Genomic DNA, 13,997 nt, shown 5'->3' on the forward strand with positions numbered 1-13,997 from the left:
GTCACCACCACGCAGTTCGCGATTGCAAAACTTTCACCCGATAGATATTGGCCACGACGCCGAAGGACACCCGCCCATGGCCACCACCCTCGCCCCACCCGCGCACAGCGGCAGTACCGACAGCGCCGACCTCGAACGATTCGGCTACGAACCCGTACTGCACCGCAAGCTCGGCCGCTACGCCTCGTTCGCGGCCGGGTTCTCCTTCGTCTCCATCCTCACCACGATCTTCCAGTTCTTCGGCTTCGGTTACGGATTCGGCGGCGCCGCCTTCTTCTGGACCTGGCCGATCGTATTCGCCGGGCAGTTCCTGGTGGCGTTGAACTTCGCCGAACTGGCCGCGCGCTACCCGATTTCGGGATCGATCTACCAGTGGTCGCGGCGGCTGGCGGGCGAGACAGTCGGCTGGTTCGCGGGCTGGATGATGATCATCGCGCAGATTCTGACGGCCGCCGCGGCGGCGATCGCGCTGCAGGTGGTGCTGCCGTCGATCTGGAGCGGATTCCAGATCGTCGGCGACGACCCGGCGCTGACCTCGCGGTCGGGGGCGATGAACGCGGTACTGCTCGGCAGCGTGCTGCTCACGATCACGACCGCGGTCAATGCGGTGGGCATCGAATGGATGTCGCGGCTGAACACCATCGGTGTCACCGTCGAGATCGTCGGCGTGCTCGCCACCGTCGCGGTGCTGTTCAGCCACGCCGATCGCGGGCCGTCGGTGGTGCTGGAAACCGGTCACGCGGGACCCGGGCCGTACTGGGCCGCGTTCCTGGTATCCGGCCTGATGGCCGCCTACGTCATGGTCGGATTCGGTTCCGCCGGTGAGCTTTCCGAGGAGACCAAGAACCCGCGCCGGGTCGCGCCGCGGGCGATCCTCAGCGCCTTGACGGTATCCGGGATCGGCGGGGTGCTGATGCTGCTCGGTGCGCTGATGGCCGCGCCCAGCCTCGACGACGGCCGACTCGCGAGCGAGGGGCTGGCCTATGTGATCTCGGCCAAGCTGTCGACGCCCGCGGGCACGGTGCTGCTGGGTTGCGTCGCGGTCGCGATTCTGGTGTGCACGCTGGCCATTCAGACGGCCGCCTCGCGACTGCTGTTCTCGATGGCCCGCGACGGGAAGCTGCCGTTCGCGCAGCGGCTGGCGGTGGTACACCCGCGCTTCGGCACCCCGATTCTGCCGGCGGTGGTGGTCGGTGCGGCCGGGATCGCGCTGCTACTGGTCAATCTCGGCAATGCGGCCATCTTCGCCACCCTCGCCAGCGTCGGGATCGTGACGTTCTATCTGGCATACCTGCTCGTCACCGCTCCCCTGCTGATGCGCCGGTTGACCGGCCGGGCGATCGCCGATCCCGCGGTGCCCGAGCGGCTGTTCACGCTGGGGCGCTTCGGGATTCCGCTCAATGCGCTCGCGGTGGTGTGGGGCGTCGTCATGTCGGTGAACCTCGCCTGGCCGCGACAGGAGGTGTACGCACCCGACGGCGGTGGGTGGTGGATGCTCTGGGCCGCACCGCTTTTCGTCGCTTTGGCCGTCGTGGTCGGGATGGTGGTGTATCGGATCGCCGTGATCCGTCCGGCGCGCAGGTCGGTTCCCGCGATCCAGCCCGCGTGACAGTGCGACGGAGCTTGCCCATGAGCCAGCGGAGCGGCGCCGACCACGGAACGCCGGAAGGACGCACCGCGCGTGCGGTCTCGGCGATGCGGAGGATCTTCCGACGCAGCACCCTCGGTTCGGCCGGTACGTCGGGCGCGAACGAGTCCTCTGCGCCGGAATCGCCGCGGCCCACCATATTCGGGCGCCCCGCGCTCGCCCTGTTGATCGCCGCCGCGGTCGAACGCCGGTTGGGTCGGGCGGGCAGCGGTGACGATCCGCCCGACCCCCGCGATACCGCAACTCCCGACCCAGCGACCGCGAGGCGCTCACACACTTCTCGAGAAGGGAAATTCCGATGACAGGTACGGCATCGACCACCGCCGCGCGCGCACATGCGCGTGCGCAGGCGGACGCGGCGGCGATCGCCGGGCCGGAACTGCCCGGCGGTGTCGACGCGTCGAAAGTCACCTTCGCACAACGGGTTCCCGCCGACGGATACGTCAACGTGGTGCTGGGCCGTGGCACCCGGGTGCGGTTGCGGGATCCGGACGGGGCGGCGTGTGCGCACGTGCTGCTGGTGCGGCCCGAATCGCCCTGGGAACGGCTGAATGTCGCCGATACGGTGAAGGTGCCGTGGCAGGCGTATCTCGGCGTGGGACATCCGCTGCTGTCGGATCAGGGGCGCGTGCTGGCCACGATCGTCGCGGATTCGTCGGGACGGCACGATGCGCTGTGCGGGCCGAGTGCGGCGGCGCGGCAGGCGCTGCGGCTGGCCGGTGCCAAACACGGTCTGGCGCCGCGGGATATCGGTCCCACGGTGTCGTTCTTCCGGGGTGCGCGGGTCGAGTCCGACGGTGCCGTCGTGGCGACGGGCGGTGCGGGCTCCGGCGCCGCGGTCGATCTCTTGACGCATCTTCCGGTGACGCTGCTGGTCGCCAATGCCGCACATCCGCTCGACCCGACTCCCCCGACCGATCTCGAAATCGTCGCCTGGCATGCACCGGAAGCGCTTGCGCGGCAGCATAATACGGATCCGGAGTATCTGCGCGCGGCCGAGAACACCGAACAAGCCTGGCACGCCGCACGCACCCGGGAGGCGCACTCATGACACACGCTCAGCATGCTCATCGGAACCGGCTCGCGGGGCACGCGGATACCGCCGCGCGGACCCTCGTCCTCGACGAGACCGTTCCCGCCCGTGCGCCGTGGTCGGCGGTGGTGGCTGCCGGAGATCGGCTGGAGATCATCGACCTGCACGGCAATCAAGCCGTGGACTGTCTGCTGTACTCGGCCGCCGACCACACCGATCGCTACAGCGCCCAGGCCACCGTGGCCGCACAGCGCAATATCTTCCTCACCACCGGCAGTGTGCTGCGCACGGATTCGGGGGCGGCGCTCATGACGGTGATCGCCGACGAGGTGGGCAACCACGACACCGTCGCGGGCGCGTGTTCGCAGGAGTCGAATACGTTGCGCTACGGCCATCACACCCGCCACCAGCACGCCTGCGTGGAGAACTTCCTCACCGAGGCCCTGAAGTGGGGCCTGGGCAAGCGGGATCTGGTGTCGAACATCAACTGGTTCATGAACGTCCCGGTGGAGGCCGACGGCACCCTCGGCATCGTGGACGGGCTGTCGGCGCCCGGCAAGAAGGTCACGCTCCGGGCCGAGCAGGACACGCTGGTGCTGGTGTCGAACTGCCCGCAGATCAACAATCCCTGCAACGGATTCGATCCCACGCCGGTGCGGATGGTCGTCACGCGCTGACGTGGCGCCTTGCACCACAAGCAATCTCGCGCCCGGCCGCCGGTTGTCGCTCGCGTCGTTCCGAGTGCAGGCCACCCGTCCGCCGACCTCAGAGAGGCCCAGTCATGAACCCAAGCAATACGACCGGCACCGTCCTGCCCGCCGCTACGGATGGGGCACACCCGGACAACACCGCTCGGACCACGGCTGCCGGGGCTGCGCCGGGCGGGTCAGGGGCCGTCGCCTCGCACGGCGGTGTGCACGGTGCCCTATCCGGCGCGCCAGGCTCCGATCCGGTTCGGCATCCGGCCGACGCCGGGCACCGACTCGAGGTCGTTCGGCCCGGCATGATGACGACCGTGCAGGACTGGCCGGGGCGGATCGGGTATTGGCATGTGGGCGTGCCGCCGTCGGGGCCGATGGACGACCTGTCGTTCCGGCTCGGGAATCGCGCGGTCGGAAATGCCGAGGGCGCACCGGGTCTGGAGTGCACGCTGGGTGGGCCCGCACTGCGGTTCGCCGCGCGCACCTGGGTGTGCGTGACCGGAGCCGCGGCGGCGGTCACCGTCGACGGTGTGCCCGTGCCACAGTGGCGTCCCGTCGAGGTCCCGGCCGGTGGGTTGCTGGATATCGGTGCTGTGACCGGACCGGGGATGCGGTGCTATGTCTTGCTGGCCGGGGGCATCGATGTACCCGAATATCTCGGCAGTGCAGCGACATTCACACTGGGCAAGTTCGGCGGAGATACCGGGAACGCGCTGCGCGCGGGCGATGTGCTCCCGGTGGGCCGCAGCCACCGAGGTGTCGCCACCGCCGTTCCGACGGAGGACCAACCGGTGTTCACCCGCCGATGGGAGCTGGCCGTCACCGAGGGCCCGCACGGGGCGCCGGAGTTCTTCACCCGCAGCGACTTCGACACGATTCTCGGCACCGACTACGAGGTGCACTTCAACTCCGACCGCACCGGCGTGCGGCTGATCGGGCCGAAGCCGCAGTGGGCGCGCACCGACGGTGGCGAGGCCGGGCTGCATCCCTCCAATATCCACGACAACGCGTATTCCGTTGGTGCGCTGGACTTCACCGGCGACACCCCGATCCTGCTGGGACCCGACGGCCCGAGCCTGGGCGGATTCGTCTGCCCGGTCACCGTCGTCGCCGCCGACCGGTGGAAGCTCGGGCAGCTGACTCCCGGGGATACGGTGCGATTCGTCGCGGTGCGGGCCGATCGCGCGGCCTCGCCGCATGCACTCGGGCCCGCCCGGCGTGCGGGCTGGCCGTTCGTCTTGTCGACCGACGGGGACGGCGACGACGGCGTCCTGGCCCGCGGCGAGGCCGACGATGCCACCGCCGTCACCTATCGCCGCGCGGGCGACGACGGCGTGCTCGTCGAATACGGCGATATGACACTGGATCTCGGCCTGCGGGCGCGGGTGCACGCGTTGCACGAGCACCTGCTGCGGCGATGCGAACCCGGTATCACGGAGCTCACGCCCGGGGTGCGGTCGCTGCAGGTGCGCGCCGATCCGGAGCGGCTGTCCACGGCGAAACTGCTCCGCCTGCTGGCGGAGGCCGAATCGGTCCTGCCGTCGTCCGATGAACTCGTGGTGCCCAGCCGGACCGTGCAGCTGCCGCTGTCCTGGGACGATCCGGCGACCCGCGAGGCCATCACCCGGTATATGCACGGCGTGCGGGCAGATGCGCCGTGGTGCCCGTGGAATATCGAGTTCATCCGGCGGATGAACGGATTGCCTTCCGTGCAGGAGGTTTTCGACACCGTATTCGCCGCGGAATACCTCGTGCTCGGGCTCGGCGACGTGTACCTGGGCGCCCCGGTCGCCACCCCGACCGATCCGCGCCATCGCCTGGTCACCACCAAGTACAACCCCGCCCGCACCTGGACGCCGGAGAACGCGGTCGGCATCGGCGGGGCCTACCTGTGCATCTACGGGATGGAGGGACCCGGTGGGTACCAGTTCGTCGGCAGGACCACTCAGGTGTGGAATCATCGGTCCTTCAACGAATCCCGTCGTTCCGGCGACGGATGGGACGAGGATCCCTGGCTGCTGCGGTACTTCGACCGCATCCGCTGGTATCCGGTCTCGAACGACGAACTGCTGGACCTGCGCGCCGATTTCGCCGCCGGGCGAGGCGAATTGCGTGCCGAAGACGGTGAGTTCCGGCTGGCCGACCACAAGCGATTTCTCGACAGCAACGCGGACTCCATCGCCGAGTTCCGCGGCAGCCAGGCCGAAGCATTCGCCGCCGAGCGCAATTCCTGGCGGGCCGCGGGTGAGCTGACGGAGTCGAGGCGGTGACGGTCGTCGTGTGCTCGGTTGATCGCGGCCGAACGTACCGGGGATGACGAGGTACATCGGGACAACCGCAGCCGCAGACGCCGCGCGTGGTACTTGCATGGGTAGCGACGAACAGCACGAGGAGCAAAGCATGAGCGTGTGGATTCACCGACGGCCGGACGAAGAGGTGGCGGCCGACATCGCGCAGGCCCGCGGCCCGCTCGCCGGATTGCGGTTGGCAGTGAAGGACAACGTCGATGTGGCCGGAATACCCACGACCGCAGCGTGTCCCGAGTATGCGTATGTTCCGAGTCACGATGCGCCCGCGGTCGCGGCGCTGCGCGCGGCCGGGGCGGTGGTGGTCGGGAAGACCAATCTCGATCAGTTCGCGACCGGACTGGTCGGAACCCGATCCCCCTACGGCACGGTTCCCAACGCGCTGCGGCCCGAATTCGTCTCCGGCGGTTCGAGTTCGGGCTCGGCGGTGGCGGTGGCGCTGAGCGAGGCGGATATCGCGATCGGGACCGACACCGCGGGATCGGGCCGCGTCCCAGCCGCTTTCCAGGGGATCGTCGGCATCAAACCGACCGTCGGGGTGATCAGCACCGAAGGGGTGGTGCCCGCGTGCCGCTCCTACGACTGCGTCACGATCTTCGCCGCGGATTTGCGCTCGGCGGACCGGGCGATGGGTGCGCTCGCGGCCGCCACCGACCGTCCCTGGCCGACGGACACCCGGCTGGCCGCGCCGCCGAAACCCACAGTCGCGGTGTTCGATTCCCTCGATGCTCTGGATCCGCTGTGGCAGAAGGCGTTCGAGCGCACCGTCGACGCGTTGCGGGAACGGGGCGTGCAGATTGTCACCGTCGATCCGGAACCGTTCCTGGCGGCCGCGCGGCTGCTGTACGACGGTGCGCTGGTTGCCGAAAGATATTCCGCGGTCGGCGAATTCGTCGACACGCATCCGGAGTCGATCGATCCCACCGTCGGAGCGATCATCCGGTCGGCCCGCGATATTCCCGCCCATCGGCTGGTGTCGGATCTTGCCGAGCTGGAGCGGCTGCGCGCGCGGGCGATGGCCGGCCTGCTCGGCGCCGACGCCCTGCTCACTCCCACTGCCCCGCTGCATCCGACCATCGCGGAGGTGGAGGCCGACCCGGTCGGAGTGAACTCCCGGGTCGGGACGTATACGAACTTCTGCAATCTGTTCGATCTGTGCGCGGTCGCCGTCCCGGCCGGTACCGCCGGTGATGCCCAGTTCGGTGTCACAGTATTCGGCCGCGCCTTCGACGATGCCGTCGCACTGGATATCGCTGCTCTGATTCCCAACGGCGACAAAGGCTTTGTCGAACCCATCGATTCGGCGTGGCCGTCGCGGGTGGCGCCGGTGCAGGAGCTGATCGTCTTCGGCGCGCATCTGCGGGGGCAGCCGCTGGAACACCAGCTCACCGAGCTCGGCGCCCGGTGGGCCGGACCCGTCCGCACCGCGCCGCGCTACCGGCTGGGCGCACTCGACACCACTCCGCCCAAACCGGCCGTGACCCGACGCCCCGACGGCGAGCCCGGAGTCTCCGTCGCCGGCGAACGCTGGCTGCTGTCCCCCGCCGCCCTCGGCCGCTTCCTGAGCGCGCTCCCCGCACCGATGCAGCTTGGCGCCGTCGAACTCGACGACGGCACCTGGACCACCGGCTTCGGCTGCGACCCAGCCGCGACCGCCTCCGCCAAGAACATCAGCGAGTACGGCGGCTGGAAAGCCGCCCTCGCCGCCGGAGCCCTGTAGAGGGCGCGTTCACGCACCCCTTGCCGATTCCCGCACCCCCTACAGGGCCATGCAGTGGGTGCGGGAACACGCAGGGGGTGCGGCGAGCGCTGGTGCGCGCCACGGGTGTGCGCTGGGTTAGGGGCGTCGGCCCGCCGCAGAGGTTCCCAACGCACCCCTGTGTGCGTTGGCGCACCCTGCATGGCATGAGTGAGCGCGGGATGGGTGGTGGGCCCGAACGGGCTAGGGCCGGATTCGTCCTAGGTGTGGGGCAGGATGGTGGGCATGATCGAAACGTCGGCTCGGCTGTTGCGGCTGCTGTCGCTGCTGCAGACTCCTCGCGACTGGACCGGTGCGGATCTGGCCGAACGCCTCGAGGTCGACGTGCGGACGGTGCGGCGCGATATCGGCAAGCTGCGCACCCTCGGCTACCCCGTCCACGCGGTGGCCGGTGCGGCGGGTTATCGGCTCGGCGCCGGTGCGAAACTGCCTCCGCTGCTGCTCGACGACGATGAGGCGGTGGCCGTCGCGGTCGGGCTGCGCACCGCGGCGGGCGGCACCATCACCGGCATCGAGGAGAGTTCGCTGCGGGCGCTGGCCAAGGTCGAGCAGGTGCTGCCGTCGCGGCTGCGGCATCGGATCACCGCGCTGCAGGCGGCGACGGTGACGGTGCCCGCCGGAACCGCGCCCGTCGATCCGGATACGCTCACCGCCATCGCCGCGGCGATCCGCGACCGCGAGCAACTGCGGTTCGACTACCGCACCCACGGGGGCAGCGATATCCGCCGCACCGCGGAACCGCACCGGCTCGTGCACACCGGGCGGCACTGGTACCTGGTCGGCTGGGATACCGACCGCGAGGATTGGCGCACCTACCGGGTCGATCGGCTGCAGCCGCGAATCCCCAACGGCCCCCGCTTCACCCCGCGCGAGGCCCCCGATCTCGATGTGGCCGACCTCGTCTCGCGGGGAGTCAGCACCGCCGCCTACCGCTATCAGGCACGCATCACCCTCGAGGTGCCGGTGGCGGAGGCCGCCGAGCGCATCCCGCCGACCATCGGAGTCGTCGAGGCCGTCGACGAACGCACCTGCCTGCTGCACACGGGCTCCAACTCCCTGGACGAATTGGCCGTCTACACCGGTCTTTTCGGCTTCGGCTTCCGAGTCCACGAGCCACCCGAACTCATCGATCACCTCCGCGCCCTGGCCGAACGAGTAACCGCCGCAATCAATCACGACAACACCTGACACTTCAGGACCGGCGCGGGCCCGCGGCGTCCGCCTGCTTCAGCCCGTTCGCCCAGATGTCCCCGGCGACGTCCAAGCCGAGGCGGACTCCGCCTATGTTCTGCGCCAGGTCCATGCGGCCCGCGGCGTCGACGGCGAAGGCGTCGAAAATCCAGTGCACGCCGAGGAATACGCGGCTGCGCCCGTTCTCCTCGATCATCTGCCACAGGCCGCCGGGGAAGGTGCGCGCGTGCCGAGGGCGCTGTACGCCGTGCCGGTCGAGGGTCGTGCCGTTGAGTTCGTCGGAGACGAACACCGATCCGTCCGCGAGATCGTCGGGACCGTCGGTACCGGCGCCGAAGAAGCGACGCGCTATCTGCAGGGCGGCCGCACCGAGCGCGGCGTGGCCGGAAGGGTAGGACGGGAACGGCGGCGTGAACGGCGCGGCGCCGGGCTCGTTGGTGCGCGCCGCACCGAGCGGCAGCCAGAAGGGATCGCACTGCGGGTCCAGACCCTGCGCCACAACACTTTTCGGCCCGACCGACGGATCGTGCTCGCGGATGCCCAGCACCGGGCGCCACAGGTTGTGCCGGTATTTGTCGTCCCAGGCGAGGATGCCCGCATCCGCCATGGCGGCGTTGACGAGCGCGAACAGCCGGGCGTTCCGCGCGAGCCGCTGCGGCCGGGCGGCGGCGACCGTCCGCACGATCTGGTTGTACAGCCGCGGCGGGGTGCCGATGCCCTCGGCCGCGTCGTACCCCCAGAACAGACCGATCAGGGTCTCCTCCGGACTGCGCGGGGACACACCCTGCGGCAGGGTGCCGATCCGTTCGGTCGCGATGCCCTTGCCGCGCACCTCGCGCAGCGCCTCCTCGTAGGCAGGGTCGGTGCGCTTGGGCGGGGCGTCGAGGGTGTGGCGGGTGGTCACGGCGAAGCAGCGCGAGCGGGCACCGTACCGGGGCGCGTAGTAGCCCTGGCCCGGATTCGCCGGATCCGCACGGTGTTTCCGGGCGCCGGGCTCGGGGTGGTAGTCGGCATCGCCGAGGTCCGGGTCGGTGCTGCGGGCCGACAGCATCGCGTGCGCGACGGCCAGGCCGTAGGTACTTCCGGTGCCGATGCCCGGGCCGTGCAACCCGGCCCGCTGCAGGGCGGCGTCCAGCTGCGCGGTCTGCGCGGGGTACAGCGCGGTGAGGGTGGTGTGGGCGGCGACCGCGATCGCCGCGTCCGGCGACGCGCCGGGCGGGGCTGCGGGCGGAGTGGTCAGATAGGTCCCGTGCGGAGCGGGCACCAGGCCGAAGTAGGCGTCGTGCATGGCGAGGTGGGTGATCGCCAGTGCGCGGGAACTCCCGGCCGGGCCTCGCACACCGCGCTCTCCAGGACGAATTACGGTGTGCGCCAACCTATCCGATTCCAGCGCCACACTGTTCCAATACAGGATCTGATCCACTTGTCTTCCTAGTCACGGGGTCTGGTCACGACACCGGCCCGCAGGAGCTTGGCGACTCGACGAACTGCCCTCGGTTTCCGAGCATGCACCCCGGAAACGCGAAATTCGGCAGTAGTGGACTACCCGACTCCGGCGATGACTCGAGTACGCCATTCGAGTACCGATGGGTAGTAACGCTTCCCGCCGGCGACGGGTGCGGCAGGGTGGGTCAGCGGGGTTTGACCTCGGCCAGCAGCTCGGGGCCGCGGGCTTCCAGGCGTCGCTCGGCGATGCGCGCGGCCAGGACCGCGGCAGCGAATCCCAGCGCCGCGCCGACCGGCAGCGCGCACCACTGGACGAACCAATTCTGCAGGTAGACACCGACTCCCAGGATCGCGATCACCGGGAGGTTCACCAGCAACTGCCCGAAACCGACCGCGAGCTGCACCAATGCCCGGGCACAGCCGGGATTTCCGCCGCCGCCCGCGAACGGGTTGCCGCGCTGCGGCGGCAGCGGATAGGCGGCGTACACCGACAGGAATATCGCCGTGGCGACCCCGACGCCGACGAAGACCGGCAGGGTCGACACCGCCCACGGATACATTCCGGGCCGACCGAGCGCGCCGGGCAGGATCAGCGTGACCAGCAGTGCGGGCGGGGCGACCAGCAGCACCCAGGCGATCATGCGGCCACGCACGTCGGCCCGGACGGCGCCGGGTATCACCAACGTGTGCCACAGCGCGGTGCCGTCGAAGGCGTACATGTTGGCGCTGGCCATGGCCGCCATCCACACCACGAACGTGCCCACGAACGGCACCGTTCCGCCCGCACCCTGAACCGACAGGATGATCGGCAGCACAACGCCGATCAGCATGAGCGGCAGCAGCGCCGCCCGCCTGCGGCTGTCGCGCCACCAGGTGCGCAGCTCCTTGACCACCACGGCGCCCACGGGATTCGCCGGGGCCGCCCGGTCCAGCAGGCCGCCGCCCGCCTGCGCGCGGACCGGGCCCGCGGGCGCGGCGGTCGTGGTGAGCCTGCGGCGCAGCAGCACCGCCCACGCCTGCCACAGCACGGCCGACAGCATGCCCAGGCCCAGCAGGCACAGCAGCGCGAGCCACCACTGACCCCGCGCGGCCGCCTCCACCGCATACGGCGCCCACCCGGACGGCGGAATCCGCAGGGCCAGCTCCACCGGCCGCGACGCATGCTCCAGCTTCGGGCCCACGGTGGTCACCAGCAGCTGCATCGGGTAGTAGGCGAGACCCGCCAGCGCCGCCAGCAATACGCCGAGGTCACGGCCGCGCCGCGAACGCATCGCCGCGCCGATCCAGGCCAGCAGCACCCGCGACAGCACCACCACGAACACGAGCTGCAGCACGGCGCCGACAATCGCGAAAACCGTTGCCGCGATACCCAATTGGGCGGCGAGCAACACCAGTCCACCGAAGGCGAGCAGATTGACCACCGCCGCCGGCCCGGTGAAGGCCGCAGCCAGCAGACCGATCGCCAGCTGCCGATAACTCAGCGGCAGCAGCCGGAAGTGTTCCGGCTGCAGCGTTTCGTCGCTGCTGCCCGCGAGGATCGGACCGCACAGCCAGCCCAGCGTCCAGACGGCGTAGAGCGCGGCGGCGGCGTTGATCGCGGCCCGGGTGTCCCAGCCGTGCCCGGCCAGCGCCATCAGCAGCGCCGTGCCCGCGGCGGCGATCACCCCGAGGACCAGGCCGATCCAGAATGCGGCGGCGGTCTTGCCGCTGCTGAGCGAGCGGGCGGTGAGCCGCCAGCGCATCCGGATCAGGACGCCAACCACGACAGTCCCTCCTCGCCGCCGACCCGGCCGCCGACCAGCCGCACGAACGCCTCCTCGAGGGTGCCGTCGCCGCGCACCTCGGCGACCGTGCCCGCGCTCACCACCTGACCGCGGTGGATCACCGCGAGCCGGTCGCACAGGTTCTCCACCAGCGCCATCACGTGGCTGGACAGCACCACCGAACCACCGGCGGTGACGAATCGCTGCAGGATGGTGCGGATGGTGCCGGCCGATACCGGGTCCACGGCCTCGAACGGTTCGTCGAGCACCAGCAGCTTCGGCGCGTGCAGCAGGGCCGTCGCCAGGCCGATCTTCTTGCGCATACCCGCGGAATAGTCGACGACCAGGGTGTTTTCGGCTCCGGTAAGTTCCAGGACAGTGAGCAGTTCCTGCGCCCGCTCGGCCACCGTCGCTGCGGGCATTCCACGCAGAAGTCCTGTGTAAGTGAGCAATTCGCGCCCCGTCAGCCGCTCCGGCAGCGCCAGCCCGTCCGGCAGCACCCCCACGATCGTCTTGGCGCGCACCGGATCCGCCCACACATCGAACCCGTAGATGTGCGACTCCCCCGCATCCGGCCGCAGCAGCCCCACCGCCATCGACAGCGTCGTGGTCTTCCCGGCCCCGTTCGGCCCCACCAGCCCGAAGAACGACCCGGGCGGCACGGTCAACCCCACCCCGTCGACCACCCAAGGCCCACCGAACCTCTTGTACAAACCACTCAGCTGCAGTGCCGACGTCTCCGGCCGCATATCCCCTCCTCCACTAGAAGCACCCCTCACCTTAGGGATCGCCCGCCTGAACTACAGCGCAACGACACCCGCCCAGGCTGAGCCCCCATTTCCCGCACCCCTGGTTGGTTCCCGCACCTCTTGCAAGCGGTGCGGGAAGCGCTCGAGGTGCGAGAAGTCGACCTAGCGGAGCAACGTTGCCGGGTCGATCGTGAACTCGAACGGCGAACGCAGCGTCGCCGGTTCACCTGCCGCGATGCGGTGGGTCAGTTCGTACTCGCCGTTCTCACCCAGCTCGTGCGCGAACAGGACCGGAATGCTCTCACCGGGCAAGCGTCCATTGAACGAGTTGGTCTCGACGCGCCAATAGTTCGGGATGCCCGCGTCGGCATAGACAGCGGGCTTCACCAGACGGTCCTGTAACTCGGTTGACGGGGCAACGATCTCTATGGCCAGCACGACTTGTTCCGTGGGAATTCCGTGACCATCCATCGGAATATCACCTGTCCCGACGATCAGATCCGGTATCGGTTCATCTTGACCGCACAAAACACCGACACCAGGCAGTATCCAGAAACCGTCCGGCACTGCATCTGCCAACGCAAACAAAGCCGCGGCCAGAACGCCCTGATGCCATGGTGCCGGGGCTGCGGTCACGACGAGCTGGCCGTTGATCACCTCGTATCGGAGCCCGTTCTCCGGAAAGCGGTCGAGGTCGGCCGCGGTCCAGCGGTCACCAGCGGTTGGCGATGCGAACAGTGAAGCGGATGCGAATATCGCCACGTAGCCCCTTCGCTGGCTTTGCTCATACCATCGGTGTCACGGAAGTTCACTGCGCACAAGGCATATCAGGTGTCGAGCCACTGTTCGACCTCGTCGAGCGTGTGCATGCTGACGATGGGTGCGCCGTCGGCGACATCGTGCAGAATCCACCGATACGGCGGCAAGGGCTCTGACGCCATGTAGTAGCCGCCTCGCCGAGCCCGGGAAACGAGCCGTTCGTATCGCGATCCGGCCAGCTCTCCTGTCGCCATATCTGCCGGTTCGTTGTTCATCGCACCCGCCTACCGAACGCGTCGGTAGCGCCATCGACCTGACGACCGAAGGTGTTCCAGAAGTGGTTGTGCACCTCATCCCACAAGAGAGCCAGATGAGGGAAATCCTCCCTCACCTCCACCAGATCGGGCGCGCTGGCGAGTGGGAGCGAAACCAAGGCTTCGGCACTGGATTGCTTGCGCACCAACAGTATTCGAATATAACCGCCATGCAGAAGCCATTCGGCCACCCATCCGTCCGCCTCCGTGGTCCTAGATCCGTTCATAACCTGATCACCTGTCCGTCCATGCAGATCGGGGGCTACGGAATCAGCCCGGCAGCAAGTTGATTCGAGCTTACCGCGATGGTTACGACAATCGAAGGCAC

General features: G+C 69.2%; 11 protein-coding genes. 6 read left to right on the forward strand and 5 right to left on the reverse strand.

The features are described from left to right. Nucleotides 1–76 precede the first annotated feature (76 nt). From NM1_RS06560 to NM1_RS06585, 6 genes are all read left to right on the forward strand, one after another. The gene (locus NM1_RS06560) at nucleotides 77–1,609 is read left to right on the forward strand and encodes an amino acid permease (protein WP_068015044.1); all 1,533 of its coding nucleotides are present in this window, start codon (nucleotides 77–79) and stop codon (nucleotides 1,607–1,609) included. A 337-nt stretch (nucleotides 1,610–1,946) separates the two neighbouring features. Beyond that, nucleotides 1,947–2,699 carry a DUF1989 domain-containing protein gene (locus NM1_RS06565; protein WP_068015048.1) on the forward strand — a complete coding sequence of 251 codons (753 nt, stop codon included), beginning with the start codon at nucleotides 1,947–1,949 and terminating at the stop codon, nucleotides 2,697–2,699. Further along, nucleotides 2,696–3,358 (forward strand): urea amidolyase associated protein UAAP2, encoded by a 663-nt coding sequence (locus NM1_RS06570; RefSeq protein ID WP_068015050.1) that lies wholly within the window; start codon nucleotides 2,696–2,698, stop codon nucleotides 3,356–3,358. Before NM1_RS06565 ends, NM1_RS06570 begins: the two co-directional genes overlap by 4 nt. 236 nt (nucleotides 3,359–3,594) lie before the next feature. Continuing rightward, complete coding sequence (locus tag NM1_RS06575; protein WP_444980085.1) at nucleotides 3,595–5,652, forward strand: 5-oxoprolinase/urea amidolyase family protein; 2,058 nt, start codon at nucleotides 3,595–3,597, stop codon at nucleotides 5,650–5,652. Nucleotides 5,653–5,782: 130 nt separating this feature from the next. Continuing rightward, nucleotides 5,783–7,408, forward strand: coding sequence for an allophanate hydrolase (atzF, locus tag NM1_RS06580; protein WP_068015320.1), 1,626 nt, complete (start codon nucleotides 5,783–5,785; stop codon nucleotides 7,406–7,408). Nucleotides 7,409–7,672: 264 nt separating this feature from the next. Further along, nucleotides 7,673–8,635 carry a helix-turn-helix transcriptional regulator gene (locus tag NM1_RS06585; RefSeq protein WP_068015322.1) on the forward strand — a complete coding sequence of 321 codons (963 nt, stop codon included), beginning with the start codon at nucleotides 7,673–7,675 and terminating at the stop codon, nucleotides 8,633–8,635. 4 nt (nucleotides 8,636–8,639) lie between these two features. Here NM1_RS06585 and NM1_RS06590 read toward each other — a convergent pair whose 3' ends face one another. The 5 genes from NM1_RS06590 to NM1_RS06615 form a co-directional block, all read right to left on the reverse strand. Next, a complete protein-coding gene (locus NM1_RS06590) occupies nucleotides 8,640–10,061 on the reverse strand; it encodes a vanadium-dependent haloperoxidase (RefSeq protein WP_169814208.1) in 1,422 nt (473 codons plus the stop codon). Between the two features lie 208 nt (nucleotides 10,062–10,269). Further along, entirely contained in the window at nucleotides 10,270–11,847 is a 1,578-nt protein-coding gene (locus tag NM1_RS06595) for a hypothetical protein (protein ID WP_068015059.1), read from the reverse strand. Then, nucleotides 11,832–12,596 (reverse strand): ABC transporter ATP-binding protein, encoded by a 765-nt coding sequence (locus tag NM1_RS06600; protein WP_068015062.1) that lies wholly within the window; start codon nucleotides 12,594–12,596, stop codon nucleotides 11,832–11,834. Before NM1_RS06600 ends, NM1_RS06595 begins: the two co-directional genes overlap by 16 nt. A 162-nt stretch (nucleotides 12,597–12,758) precedes the next feature. Beyond that, nucleotides 12,759–13,358: a Uma2 family endonuclease gene (locus tag NM1_RS06605; protein WP_246011153.1), complete on the reverse strand. Its 600-nt coding sequence runs from the start codon at nucleotides 13,356–13,358 to the stop codon at nucleotides 12,759–12,761. A 268-nt stretch (nucleotides 13,359–13,626) separates the two neighbouring features. Beyond that, nucleotides 13,627–13,860, reverse strand: coding sequence for a hypothetical protein (locus NM1_RS06615; protein WP_147288953.1), 234 nt, complete (start codon nucleotides 13,858–13,860; stop codon nucleotides 13,627–13,629). Nucleotides 13,861–13,997 lie beyond the last annotated feature (137 nt).

It is taken from the genome of Nocardia mexicana NBRC 108244 (assembly GCF_001613165.1).
GTDB classification, from domain to species: domain Bacteria; phylum Actinomycetota; class Actinomycetes; order Mycobacteriales; family Mycobacteriaceae; genus Nocardia; species Nocardia mexicana.

Bases quoted from the DNA above. Each gene is read 5' to 3' on its own strand.
- NM1_RS06570 (WP_068015050.1), top strand. From the start codon at position 2,696: ATGACACACGCTCAGCATGCTCATCGGAACCGGCTCGCGGGGCACGCG.
- NM1_RS06585 (WP_068015322.1), top strand. From the start codon at position 7,673: ATGATCGAAACGTCGGCTCGGCTGTTGCGGCTGCTGTCGCTGCTGCAG.
- NM1_RS06600 (WP_068015062.1), bottom strand. From the start codon at position 12,596: ATGCGGCCGGAGACGTCGGCACTGCAGCTGAGTGGTTTGTACAAGAGG.
- atzF (WP_068015320.1), top strand. From the start codon at position 5,783: ATGAGCGTGTGGATTCACCGACGGCCGGACGAAGAGGTGGCGGCCGAC.
- NM1_RS06565 (WP_068015048.1), top strand. From the start codon at position 1,947: ATGACAGGTACGGCATCGACCACCGCCGCGCGCGCACATGCGCGTGCG.
- NM1_RS06560 (WP_068015044.1), top strand. From the start codon at position 77: ATGGCCACCACCCTCGCCCCACCCGCGCACAGCGGCAGTACCGACAGC.